Annotated in this window: 13 protein-coding genes and 2 pseudogenes; 4 read left to right on the top strand and 11 right to left on the bottom strand. The window is 60.1% G+C overall.

The genetic code is table 11. From position 1 onward, the window contains the following. Nucleotides 1-96: 96 nt before the first annotated feature. Nucleotides 97-942 carry a TIGR02285 family protein gene (locus tag SLW75_RS10765; RefSeq protein WP_410928093.1) on the top strand — a complete coding sequence of 282 codons (846 nt, stop codon included), beginning with the start codon at nucleotides 97-99 and terminating at the stop codon, nucleotides 940-942. Nucleotides 943-1,136: 194 nt separating this feature from the next. On the opposite strand, the gene SLW75_RS10760 is transcribed toward SLW75_RS10765, so the two are convergent. The 11 genes and pseudogenes from SLW75_RS10760 to ffh all read right to left on the bottom strand — a co-directional run bounded on the left by SLW75_RS10760 (nucleotide 1,137) and on the right by ffh (nucleotide 12,390). Then, complete coding sequence (locus SLW75_RS10760) at nucleotides 1,137-1,433, bottom strand: DUF3509 domain-containing protein (protein WP_410927863.1); 297 nt, start codon at nucleotides 1,431-1,433, stop codon at nucleotides 1,137-1,139. Nucleotides 1,434-1,646: 213 nt separating this feature from the next. After that, nucleotides 1,647-3,695: pseudogene (locus SLW75_RS10755) on the bottom strand (transporter substrate-binding domain-containing protein); the annotation flags it as partial. A gap of 199 nt (nucleotides 3,696-3,894) precedes the next feature. Then, nucleotides 3,895-5,304, bottom strand: coding sequence for a threonine synthase (gene thrC / locus SLW75_RS10750; protein ID WP_065989950.1), 1,410 nt, complete (start codon nucleotides 5,302-5,304; stop codon nucleotides 3,895-3,897). Nucleotides 5,305-5,453: 149 nt separating this feature from the next. Then, the gene (locus SLW75_RS10745) at nucleotides 5,454-6,758 is read right to left on the bottom strand and encodes a homoserine dehydrogenase (RefSeq protein ID WP_122623446.1); all 1,305 of its coding nucleotides are present in this window, start codon (nucleotides 6,756-6,758) and stop codon (nucleotides 5,454-5,456) included. 132 nt (nucleotides 6,759-6,890) lie between these two features. Beyond that, complete coding sequence (gene dsbC, locus SLW75_RS10740) at nucleotides 6,891-7,631, bottom strand: bifunctional protein-disulfide isomerase/oxidoreductase DsbC (protein ID WP_065989952.1); 741 nt, start codon at nucleotides 7,629-7,631, stop codon at nucleotides 6,891-6,893. Between the two features lie 167 nt (nucleotides 7,632-7,798). Next, a complete protein-coding gene (gene xerD, locus SLW75_RS10735) occupies nucleotides 7,799-8,695 on the bottom strand; it encodes a site-specific tyrosine recombinase XerD (RefSeq protein ID WP_065989954.1) in 897 nt (298 codons plus the stop codon). A gap of 128 nt (nucleotides 8,696-8,823) precedes the next feature. Next, a complete protein-coding gene (gene rplS, locus SLW75_RS10730) occupies nucleotides 8,824-9,174 on the bottom strand; it encodes a 50S ribosomal protein L19 (protein ID WP_037012438.1) in 351 nt (116 codons plus the stop codon). Between the two features lie 43 nt (nucleotides 9,175-9,217). Beyond that, the gene (gene trmD / locus SLW75_RS10725) at nucleotides 9,218-9,970 is read right to left on the bottom strand and encodes a tRNA (guanosine(37)-N1)-methyltransferase TrmD (RefSeq protein WP_065989956.1); all 753 of its coding nucleotides are present in this window, start codon (nucleotides 9,968-9,970) and stop codon (nucleotides 9,218-9,220) included. Between the two features lie 3 nt (nucleotides 9,971-9,973). Beyond that, nucleotides 9,974-10,510, bottom strand: coding sequence for a ribosome maturation factor RimM (gene rimM, locus SLW75_RS10720; RefSeq protein ID WP_037012440.1), 537 nt, complete (start codon nucleotides 10,508-10,510; stop codon nucleotides 9,974-9,976). A gap of 5 nt (nucleotides 10,511-10,515) precedes the next feature. Further along, nucleotides 10,516-10,767, bottom strand: coding sequence for a 30S ribosomal protein S16 (gene rpsP, locus SLW75_RS10715; RefSeq protein WP_037012442.1), 252 nt, complete (start codon nucleotides 10,765-10,767; stop codon nucleotides 10,516-10,518). Nucleotides 10,768-11,013: 246 nt separating this feature from the next. Further along, a complete protein-coding gene (gene ffh / locus SLW75_RS10710; protein WP_065989960.1) occupies nucleotides 11,014-12,390 on the bottom strand; it encodes a signal recognition particle protein in 1,377 nt (458 codons plus the stop codon). Between the two features lie 291 nt (nucleotides 12,391-12,681). Here ffh and SLW75_RS10705 point away from each other — a divergent pair, with 291 nt between their 5' ends. The 3 genes and pseudogenes from SLW75_RS10705 (at nucleotide 12,682) to SLW75_RS10695 (ending at nucleotide 16,369) form a co-directional block, all read left to right on the top strand. Continuing rightward, complete coding sequence (locus SLW75_RS10705) at nucleotides 12,682-13,494, top strand: inner membrane protein YpjD (RefSeq protein ID WP_065989961.1); 813 nt, start codon at nucleotides 12,682-12,684, stop codon at nucleotides 13,492-13,494. A 12-nt stretch (nucleotides 13,495-13,506) separates the two neighbouring features. Next, nucleotides 13,507-14,745, top strand: a complete 1,239-nt coding sequence (locus SLW75_RS10700) for a CNNM domain-containing protein (RefSeq protein WP_192132277.1) — start codon at nucleotides 13,507-13,509, stop codon at nucleotides 14,743-14,745. A gap of 302 nt (nucleotides 14,746-15,047) precedes the next feature. Continuing rightward, nucleotides 15,048-16,369: pseudogene (locus SLW75_RS10695) on the top strand (MFS transporter). The last annotated feature ends 56 nt before the right edge of the window (nucleotides 16,370-16,425 follow it).

Below are 16,425 nucleotides of genomic sequence, written 5' to 3'. Positions count from 1 at the left end.
AATAAATGAGGCACATCACCGATTCCTTGCTGCGAGACGCTGTCGATGAGGGTCAACGCTTCCATGCATGTCACCGGTTCCCGAATGCGCGCCTTGCTGATCGCAGGCCTGTTCGCCTGCCTGCCCGGTACGGCGTCGGCACGTGAAACGCTGATCTGGCTGCTGCGCGACTTCCCGCCCCTGACCATATTTTCCGGACCATTGGCGGGCCAGGGTGCCATCGACAAGCTGATGCCCGAGCTGACTGCCCGGATGCCGGAGTACGATCACCAGGTCATGCACGTCAACCGCGCGCGCGGAACCCAGATGCTCAATGACCCCGACGTGTTCGCCTGCGACCCGACCCTGCTGTGGACGCCCGAGCGCGACAAAACCATTCTGTTTTCCATCCCGTCCTACGCCACGCCCAGTAACGGCGTCACGATCGAGCGCAGACGCCACGCACTGTTCGCACCGTTCATCAACGCCGACGGCCGCCTCGACCTTGCCGCCTTACTGGCCAGCGACAGCGTCGATGTCGGCATCGTCGGCGAACGCAGCTACGGCCCCGTCATCGATAAAGTGTTGCGCGAGACCCCGCACCCCGAACGTCTGATCCTGCACTACGGCAATACAGCGGTGGGCAGCATGCTGGAAATGGAACGGCTGGATCGCTTCCAGGCGATCATCAGTTACTGGCCGGAAGCGCGCTTTCACGCGCAGGAACAGGGCATTCCGCTAGCAGAGCTGGAGTTCTTGCCGGTCAAAGACGTGCCCAAATACCAGTTCGCTCACATTGCCTGTTCGAAGACCGAGAAAGGCCGTGCGGCGATGGAGATCATCAACCGGGAAATGCGTGTGCTGCGCGTGACGCGACTGATCGGGTTTTACGCGGAGTGGATGATGAAGAAGGAGGAATACCTGCGCGACGCCCAGACATTTTTCGATGAGGAAACGAATTGACGCCGGGTGAAATCCGCGCCTGGCGTTGAAGCCCTGAATGTCAGACAAAAGAAACCCCGAGCAGCGGGGAGACTACTCGGGGTCACCGTGGTCCATCTTGGACCCGTACGGCAGGCAGCATGAACATCGGAGCACAATGCCTGCGCCTGCCGTAACTGATAGGAGCCTACCGAATGGAGAAGGTTCCCTGCGACTCAGACGAAAGGTCGGGAGGCAGCATAGGCGGCAGACTGGGACACATTGCGCATGGCAGCGATGACACAAGGCTCGATGCGCCCTTCTGCCACCATCAGGTCACGGTGAAGACCATCTACCACGTCAGTCAGCTGACGCTTGTCGCCCAACTGCGATGCAGAAAAAACCCGTTCAATCACCATCGCACCCGCTGGATTTTTCAGCGTCACCAGGCGCTCGCCCAGAATACCGGCCGGGCCGATAATCGCCTGATAAGGAGACAGCGCTTCGCTCAGTAGCAAGCTGATATTTTCCATCCGGATCACCACTCAACAGTTTGAATGCAAAGGTGCTAACCAATGACCATTGGCAGCAGCGGAAAGTTCTGAGCAGTGTGGCGCTTTGACACATGCGCACTGACTGCAACAGCTTGACTCCGGAGCATGCCTGCCGAATGTGACAGGCAAAATTTACCCCCCTGATGCCTTCGCCCGCCCCAATTCGTCGAGCAGCGCCTTCAACTGCCCTGCCGCCCGCTCCGCGGCCTGACGTGCTTCGCGCAACTCGCTCTCCAGGCGCTTACGCTCGCTGATGTCCATCCAGCCGCCGAGCAATCCCTGCATTTGACCGTCGGCGCGATGATAGGGCACCGCCCATTGCCAGGCGTAGACCCGTCGCCCGGCCAGCGTAAGGACGCGCTCGGCAAACACCGGCTCCTGCGTCTCCAGCAGCTTCATGTAATCGGCGTGCAGTTGCTCGGCCATATCGCGGTCAACGAGATCGACATCGGTCAGGCGTCGGCCTTGCATCTGTTCGTAACCGATCCCGAAGCTCTCCTCATAACTGCGGTTGCAGGCGACGAGCCGGCCTTGCAGATCACGCACATAAACAGGGTTGGGGAACGCATCGAGCAATGTGCGTTTGAAGGCGAGCTGATCACCCAACTGTGCTTCGGCGCGCTGCCGTTGATGGATCTGATACCTCAGGCGGCTACTCCAGACCAGCGACACCAGACCCAGCAACAGTGAGGCGCCCGTAACCCCGTAGATCCAGTTGGGGATGCGGTTCCACACCGAAGGCGCAGCGGCTGCCGCGCCGAGCCATTTGAGGCGAATAGCGCGCATTTCCGTCACGGAAAATTCCTCAAGGGCCTTGTTCAGAATGCCGAGCAATTCGGGATGGGCCTTGACCACGGAAAACCGGTCCGGAGACCACAACCCTTCGACGCTGCGGCCCACTTTCAGCCCGCCGGGCGGATACAGCCAGGCGCCCGCCTCGTTCTGAATAGTGGCGTCCGCCTCCCCCTCCTCGACGAGCTGGCGGGCTTCGGCGTAGGTGGGCACGAGCAGCAGGCGGATCTGCGGGTAGCGTGTCTGAATAAACTCCAGCAACGCATGTCGCGCGGGGAGTGCGAGCACCTTGCCGGTCATGTTCGCCAGCTGAAGGGAGACATTGCTGTCGGCGCGTTCCAGAAATACCCAGCTGTTGCCTCCAAATGCATACGTGAAATACAGCATTTTCTTGCGCTCGGGGTTCTCGGCCAGGGTGGTATTCATGTGCGCGCCGCCGTCTGCCAGGGTCTCAAGCAGAGAATGGGTGGAAGGCGCTTCCTGATAGACAAACTGCAACCCGGTCAGGCGCGAAATGCGCGCCAGCACGTCGACATTCAGCCCCACCCATTGACCACGAGCGTCTTTGTAGATGTAGGGAGGGTGCTGAGTTGACGCCACCACCACCCGCGGATGTTTGCGGATCCACAACTGTTCAACGGGGTTGATACTGACTTGCCGACGCGCAGGGTCAGCGCCAAGCCCGACGGTCCATCGGCTCAGGATTTCCCGGCGCAAAGACTCGTCCATGTCTGCCAGCACGCGGTCGAACAGTGCGTGAAGTCTTGCGTCTTTATCGCGAAGGGCGAACGAAAAACCCATGGGGGGCAACAAGCTGTCGAACTTGCTGTGCAGCCCCAGGTACGGGCGCAAAAGGCTGTAGGACTGCACCACGAGCTCGTTGGCAATCAGCGCGTCGGCGTCGTCGTGGGCCAACGCCTCCATGGCGCTGTAGAGCGTGGGCGCAAGCACGATGTTGCTTTCGGGGTAGATGCGCTGCACAACCGCAGCGTCGGCATAGCCGTCCAGCAGCACCACGCGTTTGCCTTCCAGCGTAGGCTTGAGGCTGGTGTCGTTGGCCCGGCCGAACACCACCGCGCGGTCCGCCAGGTAGTCGCGCGTCATCGACAGTCCGGCTTTGTTTCGCTCAAATCCGCTGGCGCTGGTCAGCACGTCGATGTCACCGGCCAAGAGTGCCTCCACCGCCTTCTCTCGTTTAGCGAACCCTCGCACTTGAACGGGAATTGCCAACCGGGCGCTGACCACGCTGAGGTAATCCGCGCTGATGCCCTGATAGCGATTGCGGTCAGTGGTGATGTCGACGGGCTCGTGATCGGCGACGGAAATGCCAACCCGGAGCGTTTTTCGTGCGTCCAGCCACTGACGGTCCGCGTCATTGAGGGCGATGGGCTGTTGCGCAAGGAAAGGCGCACCCAGGGCGAACGGCAGGTTTTCACTGGAGTGACCCATGGGACTGTAGAGGCAGACGAGCAGCAGCAATGCCCATAGCGCCGGTCGGAGATCAAGGTGACGGCCATTGAATGCCGTTGAGTAAAAATGTTTAACAACCACAGGCTTATCCGAGAAATTAAGATTCTTCGGAAGTGTGGCACGCAGAAAAAACAAGGCCCGCTGCGAGGCGGGCCTTAGTTGTTACACGGCGATACGGTCAGAGAGGTTTGCCACGATTGCCATGCTGGCTGACAAAGGCCTGTACGGCCTTGAGGTCATTTGGCAGGACGGTGCAGCGTTCGTCTCGCTCAAACAAATCAGACAAATGTGCAGGCAGCTCGAGCGCTTTTCCTACACCGGCCTTCAGCACGGCATCCGGGAACTTGACCGGATGCGCCGTTCCCAGAATCACCATCGGCGTATCGAGGCTGCGGCGGCAGTCCCGTGCGGCTTTCACGCCGATCGCGGTGTGCGGATCGAGCAGCTCGCCAGTGCTGGCGAATACTTCGGCGATGGTTTTGCAGGTGTCTTCGTCACTGACCGCCAGCGAATCAAACAGCTTGCGGGTTTCGGTCCAGCGTTCTTCATCCACGCTGAAACCGCCGCCTTGCCTGAAGGTGTCCATCAGCTTGGCAATCGCGCCGCCGTTGCGACCGTGCATGTCGAACAGCAGACGCTCGAAGTTGGACGACACCATGATGTCCATCGAAGGGGTCAACGTCGCGTGCAGGGTTTCCTTGACGTACTGATTGCCGCTCATGAAGCGGTGCAGGATGTCGTTGCGGTTGGTCGCGACCACCAGTTGGCTGATCGGCAGGCCCATGTTGCGGGCCAGGTAACCGGCGAAGATGTCACCGAAATTGCCGGTCGGCACGGAGAACGCCACCGAACGTGCCGGGCCGCCCAACTGCAGCGACGCGTGAAAGTAGTAGACGATCTGGGCCATGATCCGCGCCCAGTTGATCGAGTTCACCGCCACCAGACGCGTGCCTTTGAGGAAGCTCTGGTCGGCGAAGCTGTTCTTGACCATTTCCTGGCAGTCGTCGAAGTTGCCTTCGATCGCGATGTTATGGATGTTCTCGCCGAAGATGGTGGTCATCTGGCGGCGCTGAACATCGGACACGCGATTGTTCGGGTGAAGGATGAAGATATCGACGTTGTCGCAACGACGGCAGCCTTCGATGGCGGCCGAGCCAGTGTCACCGGAAGTGGCGCCGATGATGACCACGCGTTCGCCGCGCTTCTCGAGCACGTAGTCCAGCAGACGACCCAGCAGTTGCAGGGCGAAATCCTTGAACGCCAGGGTCGGGCCATGGAAAAGCTCCAGCACCCACTCGTTGCCGTTGAGCTGACGCAGGGGCGCAACCGCAGCGTGGGAGAACACGCCGTAGGTTTCTTCGAGGATCTTCTTGAAATCCGCGTCCGGGATGCTGCCCGTCACAAACGGACGCATCACACGAAAAGCCAACTCGTGGTAAGGCAGGCCGGCCCAAGACGCGATTTCTTCCTGGGTGAAACGCGGCAGGTTTTCCGGAACGTACAGACCGCCATCGCTCGCCAGACCGGTCAGCAGCACGTCTTCGAAATTCAGGGCCGGTGCCTGGCCGCGGGTACTGATATAGCGCATTGTTCAAACCTTCGGTTTGGGCGGCAAGCTTCGAGTGGCGGGCTGCAAGTCGAAGTGCTTGACCTTCAACTCCAGCCCGGGACCCAAAGCTCACCGCGATATGATTTTGCTGTTACTTGCAGCTTGCCGCTTAACGCTTGCGGCTGATCTCAGTTCAAATGCTCAACGCGGATGCGGACAACCGGCCCGGCGACATCTTCCAGCGCTTCCAGCGCTTTGATCGCATCGTTCATGCGTTTCTCGACCACGCGGTGGGTCAGCAGAATCATCGGCACCAGGCCGTCATGTTCTTCGACTTCTTTCTGCATGATCGATTCGATGTTGATGCCGCGCTCGGACAGGATGCTCGCCACCTGCGCCAGCACGCCGGGATGATCCTTGGCCTGGATGCGCAGGTAGTAGGCACTTTCGCACGCGTCGATCGGCAGGATCGGGTGGGCCGACAGCGAGTCGGGCTGAAAGGCCAGATGCGGGACACGGTTTTCCGGATCGGTGGTCAGGGCACGGACCACGTCGACCAGATCTGCGACGACGGACGAAGCGGTCGGCTCCATGCCGGCACCTGCGCCGTAGAACAGAGTCGATCCGGCTGCATCGCCGTTGACCATCACGGCGTTCATCACACCGTTGACGTTGGCGATCAGGCGATCGGCCGGGATCAGGGTCGGGTGGACGCGCAGCTCGATACCGCTCGGCGTGCTGCGGGCGACGCCCAGGTGCTTGATCCGGTAGCCCAGCGCTTCGGCGTAATTGACGTCGGCGGTGGTCAGCTTGGTGATGCCCTCGGTGTAGGCCTTGTCGAATTGCAGCGGGATGCCAAAAGCGATGGACGCCAGAATGGTCAGCTTGTGCGCCGCGTCGATGCCTTCGACGTCGAAGGTCGGATCGGCTTCTGCGTAACCAAGCGCCTGCGCTTCAGCGAGGACGTCCGGGAAGGTACGGCCTTTCTCGCGCATCTCGGTGAGGATGAAGTTGCCGGTGCCGTTGATGATGCCGGCCACCCAGTTGATGCGGTTGGCCGACAGGCCTTCACGAATGGCCTTGATCACCGGAATGCCGCCCGCCACTGCCGCTTCGAAGGCGACGATGACGCCCTTCTCCCGGGCCTTGGCGAAAATTTCGTTGCCGTGCACGGCGATCAGCGCCTTGTTGGCGGTGACCACGTGCTTGCCGTTTTCGATGGCCTTGAGCACCAGTTCACGGGCGATGGTGTAGCCACCGATCAGCTCGATGACGATGTCGATTTCAGGGTTGCTCGCCACGTCGAACACGTCGGTCGTGGTCGGGGTACCGGTAATCTGGCAATTGGGGTTTGGTGTACGCATGGCAATCTGCGCCACTTCGATTCCACGCCCGGCACGGCGGGCAATTTCCTCGGCGTTACGCTTTAGCACATTGAAGGTACCGCCACCGACAGTACCCAGCCCACAGATGCCTACTTTGACCGGTTTCACTATGAACTCCCCATAAAACGGCCGACGCGAGGCCGGCCGTGGAATCAGCCGCATTCAACACGGCTCGCTATTGATGAAGCGCTGCACACAGGCCGCTTCAATGTTTACCGCAGGAGGCTGCGATAAACGAAATTACTTGGCGCCCAGCGCCAGTTTGGCCACTTGCGGCGCCGGCTGGTAGCCCGGAATCAGCTGACCGTCGGCCAACACGATGGCCGGTGTGCCGTTCACGCCGATGGACTGGCCGATCTCGAACTGTTTGGTGACCGGGTTATCGCACTTGGGCGCCTGAATATTCTTGCCGTCGACCATGCGGTCCATTGCACCGCGGCGGTCCTTGGAGCACCACACTGCCTGGAGTTGCTCGTCACCCGGCGAACCGAGGCCCTGACGCGGGAACGCTACATAGCGCACTTCGATGCCGCGCTTGTTCAGCTCCGGCACTTCGGCGTGCAGCTTGTGGCAGTACGGGCAGGTGGTGTCGGTGAACACCGTGATGTGGGATTTGGTCTCGCCCACGGCTGGGTAGACGACCATCTCAGCGGCAGGGATGCCGTTGATGGTCTTGGAAATCGCCTGACGCTCGACTTTCTCGGTCAGGTTGACCGGCTTGCCGGCCTGCATCTGATACAGGTTGCCCTGCATCACGAACTGGCCGTCCGCACTGGCGTACAGCACGCGACCGCCTTTCAGATTGACCTCATAGAGGCCGTTCAACGGGCTGCTGGAAATGCTCTCGATGGGAATTTCCAGATTGAGCGATTCCAGGGTCTTGCGAATGGCTTTGTCGGACGCCTCATCGGCGTGGGCAAACAGGCTGAAAGAGCTGGCCAGCGCTACAACGGCAGCACCGAGAAAACGAGTGACGCGCATGAAAACTCCTCGAGCGGTGAGCAGACGGGCCGGGCTGAAAACGGGTGGCGAAACCGCACCAGGATGTTTTCAGGGCCTTGATCTGCGAAACCGGCAAAGCCTATCACATAAGGCTCGCAAGGCCGACGCCCGCCGATGTAAGACAGGTCGCAAATTACTGAAGTCATCTACCCCCTCGGGTGGTGCTTCGCATGCATTTCCTGCAACCGCGCGCGGGCGACGTGGGTGTAGATTTGCGTCGTCGACAGATCACTGTGACCGAGGAGCATCTGCACGACGCGAAGATCGGCGCCGTGGTTGAGCAAGTGCGTGGCAAAGGCGTGACGCAGGGTGTGTGGCGAGAGGGACTTGCCGATGCCGGCGACTTTGGCCTGGTGCTTGATGCGGTGCCAGAAGGTCTGGCGGGTCATCTGCTCGCCGCGCTGGCTGGGAAACAGCACGTCGCTGGGGCGGCCGTTGAGCAATTCGTGGCGGGCGTCGCGCATGTAGCGCTCGACCCAGACGATGGCTTCCTCCCCCATCGGCACCAGCCGCTCTTTGCTGCCCTTGCCCATGATGCGCAGCACGCCCTGGCGCAAGTTGACCTGTTCAAGCGTCAGGCTGATCAGCTCAGTCACCCGCAGTCCGCAGGCGTAGAGCACTTCAAGCATCGCCCGGTCACGCTGGCCGATGGCGTCGCTCAGGTCGGGCGCAGCCAGCAACGCTTCGACGTCGGCTTCGGACAAGGATTTGGGAAGTGGCTTACCCAACTGTGGCATGTCGACCTGCAACGTAGGGTCGACCGCGATCAGCTTTTCTCTGAGCAGGTAGCGATAGAAGCCACGCACGCCGGAAAGCAGTCGCGCTGTCGAGCGAGGCTTGTAGCCGTTGTCGACCCGCCATCCGAGGTGATCGAGAATCGCCTCCCGACTGACACTCATCAGGTCCACGCCCTGCTCCTGCAACCAGCCGTTGAACAGTGCGAGGTCACTGCGATAGGCATGGCGCGTGTTGTCCGACAGCCCTTTCTCCAGCCACAGAGCGTCAAGGAAGCGGTCGATCATGGGATGGTCAATGGCGGGCATGGGTTCTGACTTGGGGGGTGGAAAGCGGTGGCAGTTTTTCATACTTGCGAAGGCGGGACAAAATCGAATGCCAGAAAGCAAAAAAGCAGCCCGTAGGCTGCTTTTTCATTCGCATGGGAAGACTGGGATTAAACCAGTTTTTCCTTGATGCGAGCTGCTTTACCGGACAGGTCACGCAGGTAGTACAGCTTGGCCTTGCGAACGTCGCCGCGACGTTTCACAGCCATGCTGTCGATTTGCGGGCTGTAGGTCTGGAAAGTACGTTCAACGCCAACACCGTTGGAGATTTTACGAACAGTGAAAGCACTGTTCACACCACGGTTACGCTTGGCGATAACAACGCCTTCGAACGCCTGCAGACGAGCGCGGTCGCCTTCCTTCACTTTCACCTGAACGACAATGGTGTCGCCCGGGGCAAAGGGAGGGATCTCTTTGGTCATCTGCTCTGCTTCGAGTGCAAGGATGATTTTGTTAGTCATGCTGTGCTCCTAAGGTAAATCGGTTCGATCTACCATCGATACGTTAACTATCGTCCCGCTCGCGGAGGTATTCCGCCAGCAGCTTCTTCTCTTCTCCAGAAAGCGAGCGGCTTTCCAGAAGATCGGCGCGTCGTTCATAGGTCCGCCCAAGGGACTGCTGTAAACGCCAACGCCGGATGTGTGCGTGATTGCCACTAAGCAATACGTCGGGAACACGCTGATCCGCATACACCTCCGGTCGGGTGTAGTGCGGGCAATCCAGCAGACCATCCGTGAAGGAATCTTCCTCCGCGGAATCTACATGCCCTAAAGCTCCAGGCAGCAGTCGCGTAACCGCATCTATCAGGACCATGGCCGGCAGCTCACCGCCAGATAACACATAGTCGCCAATCGACCACTCTTCATCGACATGAGCTTCAATGAAACGCTCGTCGACGCCTTCATAACGACCGGCAATCAGGATAAGTGCTTCTTCCTGCGCCAGTTCGCGTACCGCAGACTGATCCAGCTTGCGGCCTTGTGGCGACAGGTAAATCACCTTCGCCGCATCCCCCGCCGCCTGCCTGGCCTGAGCCAGAGCATCTTCGAGAGGCTTGATCTTCATCACCATGCCAGGGCCACCGCCAAACGGGCGATCGTCCACAGTGTGATGTCGATCAGTGGTGTAATCCCGCGGATTCCAACAGGTCAGCTGCAACAGCTCCTGTTTCACCGCACGGCTGGTAATGCCGTATTCGCTGATGGCGGAAAACATCTCGGGAAACAGCGTGATGACTTCTATGCGCAGGCTGGCCATTGCTTAGAAATCCGCGTCCCATTCCACCTTCATCTCGCCTGCAACCAGATCAACTGCCAACACGCATTGCTCCGTATAGGGCAAAAGGCGTTCGCGATCATCCAGACTGCCTGCGCAGGGTTTGACCACCATTACATCGTTTGCGCCGGTTTCCAGAAGATGATCGACCTTCCCGAGCAATTGCCCAAGACCGTCAATGACCTTCAGACCTTCAAGCTGGTACCAGTAGTACTCGCCGTCGGTCAATTCAGGGAACAGGTTGCGCGGCACGCAGATCTCATAACCGGCCAGAAGACGAGCTTCTTCACGATCATCAAGACCCTTGAGCTTGGCGACCAGGAACTTGTCGTTCCCGCGTCCACTGACCAGCTCGACCTGTTTCACATTGCCTTCGCGCTTGAGCGTCCAGGTTTTGTACTGCAACAGGTTTTCAGTCGGATCAGTAAAGGAATACACCTTCACTTCGCCGCGAACGCCGTGTACCGAGTAAATCTTGCCGATGACGATCAGATCGTCGGCGGAAGCTGGCGTCGCGTTCATATTGCTCAGGCCGCAGCCTTGGCAGATTCCTTCAACAGCGAAGCAACACGCTCAGAAGGTTGTGCACCAACGCTCAGCCAGTAGGCCAGACGCTCTTGGTTCACGGACAGACGGATTTCCTGACCACGGGCAACCGGGTTGAAGAAACCGATTTGTTCCTTGTGGGAACCGTCACGTGGGTTGCGGCTGTCAGTGACAGTCAGGTGGTAGAACGGGCGCTTTTTAGAGCCGCCAAGGGCAAGACGGATTGTTAGCATTGAACAATTTTCCTGTAGTCGGTGCTGCAAATCTAAGATGCACAGCGGGCATGGGTGCCCGAAAGGCCGCATATTCTAAGGAATATCCGGATTTTTGCAAATGACTTTTTCCGGCGTACGCCGTCAGGCCACTTAGATCTGCCGTGGAGCCGTCAGCGAGGACGGCGGTGAGCGCCTGCCTGAGCAGGCCATCGGGACGGTTGCCCCCATGAATGACGCGCGGGAATCACTCCCGCGCGATGCAATTTACATTTTGGGCATACCGCCGCCGGGCAACATTCCGCCCATGCCGCGCATCATTTTCGCCATGCCGCCCTTGGTCGAAAACTTTTTCATCATCTTCTGCATCTGTTTGTGCTGCTTGATCAGACGACCGATGTCCTGCACTTGGGTGCCCGAACCCATGGCGATACGGCGCTTGCGTGAACCGCTGATCAGCTCAGGGTCGCGACGCTCGGCCGGGGTCATCGAATTGATGATGGCTTCCATTTGCTTGAACTGCTTTTCGGCGGCGCCTTGTGCGTTACCCATCTGCGACAGGTTCACGCCACCGATGCTTGGCAGCTTGTCCATGAGCCCGCCCAGGCCGCCCATGTTCTTCATTTGTTGCAGCTGATCGCGGAAGTCTTCGAGGTCGAAGCCCTTGCCCTTCTTCAGCTTCTTGGCCAGCTTGTCGGCCTTGTCCTTGTCGAGGGTCTGTTCGGCCTGCTCGATCAGGCTGAGCACATCACCCATACCGAGGATGCGCGATGCGATACGGTCCGGATGGAAAGGCTCCAGCGCCTCGCTCTTCTCGCCCATGCCGATGAACTTGATCGGCTTGCCCGTAATGGCGCGCACCGACAGTGCAGCACCTCCACGGGCATCGCCGTCGACCTTGGTCAGGATCACACCGGTCAGCGGCAGCGCATCACCAAACGCCTTGGCGGTGTTCGCAGCATCCTGGCCGGTCATCGCGTCGACGACGAACAGCGTCTCGGCCGGCTTGACCGCCGCGTGCAGCGCCTGGATCTCGCCCATCATCTCGGCGTCGATGTGCAGACGACCGGCGGTGTCGAGGATCACGACATCAATGAACTTGAGTTTGGCTTCTTTAATAGCCGCTTCGGCAATGTCGACCGGCTTCTGGCTGATGTCGGACGGGAAGAACGTCACGCCGATGTCGTTGGCCAGGGTTTCCAGCTGCTTGATCGCGGCCGGACGATAGACGTCCGCCGACACCAGCATCACGGTTTTCTTTTTGCGTTCTTTCAGGAATCGGGCGAGCTTGCCGGCAGTGGTGGTCTTGCCCGCACCTTGCAGACCCGCCATCAGGATGACCGCCGGCGGCGTGACGTTGAGGGTCAGCTCTTCGTTGGCCGCCCCCATCATCTCTTCCAGCTCGGCCTGGACAATCTTCACGAACGCCTGGCCCGGCGTCAGGCTGCGCGACACCTCGGTGCCGACGGCGCGCTCCTTGATGCGATTGACGAAGTCTTTGACAACCGGCAAGGCGACGTCGGCTTCAAGCAGCGCCATACGCACTTCACGCAGTGTGTCCTTGATGTTGTCCTCGGTCAGCTTGGCTTTACCAGTGACCTGGCGCAGCGTCTGCGAGAGACGATCTGTCAGATTTTCAAACATGCGTGATCCTTTGGGTTCGTGCTGAACCCCGATTGATGCGGCCAGGCCCGTAGCGGCCTTTTTCAGTCGGCTGGCGAGATCGCGACGCCTGCTCTTCAGAGAGTCGCTATTGAAATAGGGACGCTATAAAGGCGGCTGAAACAGCGATCGGCTAGCCTGTGGCTTGAGCAGGTCGCGGATTATAGCGAAGACTCCAGCGCACGGACACCACGGCGTCTCCTTCTGTAGTCTTTCGTGAAATGCGCGTTTTATGCCAAACTCACCGGCTTTCGAGCACGCCCAACAGGATCTATGTCCCCCTTGTCACCGAGTTTGCTCTTCAGCCTCGCCGCCGCCGTGTTTTATGCCGCTGCGACTGTCTACCAGGGTATGCGCCTGCGTCAGGGCCAAAAGGCCGACAAATGGCTGCTGTGCCTGATCGGCACCCTTGCCGTCGCTTGCCAGGCCAGTGCGCTGTTCGGCCAACTGGTGCGCCCTATCGGCCTGGGTCTGGACTTTTTCAGTGCCGCCAGCCTGATTGCTGTTGCCGTCATCATCGTGACCATGCTCGCGTGCATTCGCCTCCCGGTCGAAATCCTGCTGATCCTCCTGTTCCCGCTGGGGCTGCTGACGAGCCTGATGGCGCAGTTCGCGCCTTCCGGTACCCAGCAACCGATCATCGAAGAACACGGCATCATCAGCCATATCCTGCTGTCGATCCTCGCCTACGGCATGTTCACCATCGCGGTGTTCCAGTCCCTGCTCCTGCTGCTGCAGGACCACCAGCTGAAGAACAAGCACCGCCTTGGCCTGATCAGAAGCTTCCCCCCGTTGCAGACCATGGAAAGCCTGCTCTTCGGCTTCCTCTGGGCCGGGTGGGTCTTGCTGTCGATGTCGCTGATCTCCGGCTGGCTGTTCGTCGAAAACCTGTTTGCCCAGCATCTGGTACACAAAACCCTGCTGTCGATCCTCGCGTGGATCGTCTTCAGTGTGCTGCTGTGGGGACGCCACCATCTGGGCTGGCGCGGCCACAAGGCGATCCGCTGGACGCTGGGCGGATTCCTGCTCCTCATGCTGGCCTACTTCGGCAGCAAGCTCGTTCGTGAATACATCCTGCACATCTGACGGGCGTTGATCATGGATAATCTGCCGGTCGGCACAATGCTCACGCTGCTAGCCCTGCTCACCTTGTGGTCCGGGCTGTTCAGCGCGGTCGAGGCGGCGCACCATAATCTGCGGGCGATGCCGGTCAACCACCGTTCCAACGAGCCACCGAAGCCGGTTTTGGCGTTCAACCTCAACAGCCTTATCCTCGGCAACACGCTGCTCAAGGCGCTGATCACCGTGCTCGCCACGTTGCTGGCCATCGGGCACTGGTATTTCCACGGCCCGCTGATTGCCTGGCTAGGTGTCGCCAGCGTGCTGGTGGTGGTGACCGAGTTCATTCCGCGAAAGCTGGCGGCGCGTCGTCCCGAGTCAATCCTGCTGCTGGGCAACAACGTGCTGCGCATCCCGGTTCGGCTGCTGCAGCCGCTGACCTGGCTCTACAAGAACATCGCCAAAACGCTGTTGCGCCCTTTTCTGTCGAAGCGCCGGCCAGACACCATTGATGACGAAGACGACACGCGCCCGACGGTCTATCAGGACAACGAAAGCCAATATGGCCGTGCCCACGTCATCTCCGGGATTTACGCGCTGGACCGCATGACCGTGAATGACATTCTGGTGCCGCGCAGCGAAGTCGACGGCATCAACCTCGACGACACCATCGAGGAGATCATCGACAAGCTGATCATCTCTCGCCACACCCGCCTGCCGGTCTACTACAACGACATCAATCAGGTGGAAGGCGTGCTCAACACGCGGATGATCAGCCACCTGCTGCCGCGCAACGAGCTGACCAAAGAGGCGCTGCGGGCCGCCTGCTACGAACCCTACTTCGTGCCGGAAAGCACGCCGCTGCAGATGCAACTGCTCAACTTCCACAAACAGCAGCGGCGCATGGGCGTGGTGGTCGATGAATACGGCGAGGTGCTGGGCATCGTCAGCCTCGAGGACATTCTGGAAGAGATCGTCGGCGAATTCGAAAGCGAGCAAGCCCTCGACAATCCGCATATTCAGCCGCAGCCTGACGGGCGCCTGGTGATTGACGGCGCGGCGTCGATTCGCGATTTGAATAAAAGCCTCGGCTGGCACCTCCCTTCCGACGGGCCCAAAACCCTCAACGGTCTGATCACCGAAGCGCTGGAGACCATTCCCAACAGCGCGGTCTGCCTGAAGATCGGCCCTTACCGCCTGGAAATCCTCGAGACCGAAGACAACCGCGTCAGCCGCGTGCTGATGTGGTTGAACACCCGCACCAAAGACGTGATCTGAAAAGTCGGGCGGCGCCCTGAGACACTTGTTTCCGCGCCGATCCCCTTCCTATAATCGATCCGCTTACCCAGCCCCGCCGATCCGCGTGCTACCCGCACGATGCGCGATCTGGCCAGTCACACAGCCTGACCGCTCACGCGATACCCTGGCCTTCGCTCCCATCCCGAGCACGCCACGCATCTTTGCCCGCATCCGGGCTAGTCTGTTCAGCGCTGGACCAAAAAAACAATTAACGATTGCCGCAGCGCGCGTACGAATTTTCGTCACCCGCTGACAGGCGATACGACTGCCAGGGATTCCCCATGACCACGACTTCTGCCTTTCCGAGCAGCGACGAGAGCGAGGCCCGCCCCGCCAATTCCGCGGCCCGCGTCGCCACCGCCAGCTTCATCGGCACCGCCATCGAGTTCTACGATTTCTACGTGTACGCCACCGCCGCCGCGCTGGTGATCGGGCCGGTGTTCTTTCCGCAAACCTCCAGCACCGCACAGATGCTGTCGGCGTTTCTGACGTTCGGGATCGCCTTTCTCGCACGTCCGCTGGGCTCGGCGCTGTTCGGTCACTTCGGTGATCGCGTCGGCCGCAAATCGACACTGGTGGCCTCGCTGCTGCTCATGGGGGTCTGCACCACGCTCATCGGCGTGTTGCCGGGTTACGACGCCATCGGATCATGGGCGCCGGTCCTGCTCTGCGTGCTGCGCTTCGGCCAAGGCCTCGGATTGGGCGGCGAATGGGGCGGCGCGGCGTTGCTGGCGACCGAAAATGCGCCCAAGGGCAAGCGTGCGTGGTTTGGCATGTTTCCGCAGTTGGGCCCATCCATCGGCTTCCTCGCGGCAAACGGGCTGTTTCTGACGCTGGCGGTGACGCTGGATGACGAGCAATTCCGCTCCTGGGGCTGGCGCGTGCCGTTTCTGCTCAGTGCCGTGCTGGTCATCATCGGGCTGTATGTGCGCCTCAAGCTTGAGGAAACGCCCGTTTTCGCCAAAGCCATCGCCCGCCATGAGCGTGTGAAACTGCCGATTGCCGAGCTGTTCGGTCAGTACTGGAAGCCAATGCTGCTAGGGGCCGCGTCGATGGTGGTGTGCTACGCGCTGTTCTATATCTCCACCGTCTTCTCGCTGAGCTATGGCGTGAAGACCCTGGGTTACAGCCGCGAATCGTTCCTCGCGATGCTTGCTTTGCGGTGCTGTTCATGGCCATGGCGACACCGCTTTCCGCGTTGGCGAGCGATCGATTTGGTCGCAAGCCGGTGCTGGTCATCGGCGGCGTGCTGGCGATCCTGTCGGGGTTTCTGATGGAGCCCTTGCTGACCCACGGCACGACTTGGGCGGTGACGCTGTTCCTGTCGATCGAGCTGTTTCTGATGGGCGTTACGTTCGCGCCGATGGGGGCGATGTTGCCGGAGCTGTTTCCTACGCGGGTGCGATATACCGGCGCGTCGGCGGCCTACAACATCGGCGGCATTGTTGGTGCCTCGGTGGCGCCTTTCTTCGCGCAGAAGCTGGTGGAGATGGGCGGTTTGAGCTGGGTCGGTGGCTATGTCTCGACGGCGGCGTTGATCAGCGTGATCGCTGTGCTGTGCCTGAAAGAAACCCGGCACGCGGACCTGGATACGATTGCCTGAGCAAACCGGGTACCGACGGTGCGTGATCGCCAAACAAAAACGGCGCCCCTGAGGGC

Origin of the sequence: Pseudomonas sp. W5-01, assembly GCF_046540435.1 — a bacterium.
Taxonomy (GTDB): domain Bacteria; phylum Pseudomonadota; class Gammaproteobacteria; order Pseudomonadales; family Pseudomonadaceae; genus Aquipseudomonas; species Aquipseudomonas graminis_B.
This window is presented reverse-complemented; position numbering and strand designations above follow the sequence as displayed.

Bases quoted from the DNA above. Each gene is read 5' to 3' on its own strand.
- SLW75_RS10705 (WP_065989961.1), top strand. From the start codon at position 12,682: ATGTCCCCCTTGTCACCGAGTTTGCTCTTCAGCCTCGCCGCCGCCGTG.
- ffh (WP_065989960.1), bottom strand. From the start codon at position 12,390: ATGTTTGAAAATCTGACAGATCGTCTCTCGCAGACGCTGCGCCAGGTC.
- trmD (WP_065989956.1), bottom strand. From the start codon at position 9,970: ATGGCCAGCCTGCGCATAGAAGTCATCACGCTGTTTCCCGAGATGTTT.
- SLW75_RS10700 (WP_192132277.1), top strand. From the start codon at position 13,507: ATGGATAATCTGCCGGTCGGCACAATGCTCACGCTGCTAGCCCTGCTC.
- rimM (WP_037012440.1), bottom strand. From the start codon at position 10,510: ATGAACGCGACGCCAGCTTCCGCCGACGATCTGATCGTCATCGGCAAG.
- dsbC (WP_065989952.1), bottom strand. From the start codon at position 7,631: ATGCGCGTCACTCGTTTTCTCGGTGCTGCCGTTGTAGCGCTGGCCAGC.
- thrC (WP_065989950.1), bottom strand. From the start codon at position 5,304: ATGCGCTATATCAGTACCCGCGGCCAGGCACCGGCCCTGAATTTCGAA.
- rpsP (WP_037012442.1), bottom strand. From the start codon at position 10,767: ATGCTAACAATCCGTCTTGCCCTTGGCGGCTCTAAAAAGCGCCCGTTC.
- xerD (WP_065989954.1), bottom strand. From the start codon at position 8,695: ATGCCCGCCATTGACCATCCCATGATCGACCGCTTCCTTGACGCTCTG.
- SLW75_RS10760 (WP_410927863.1), bottom strand. From the start codon at position 1,433: ATGGAAAATATCAGCTTGCTACTGAGCGAAGCGCTGTCTCCTTATCAG.
- rplS (WP_037012438.1), bottom strand. From the start codon at position 9,174: ATGACTAACAAAATCATCCTTGCACTCGAAGCAGAGCAGATGACCAAA.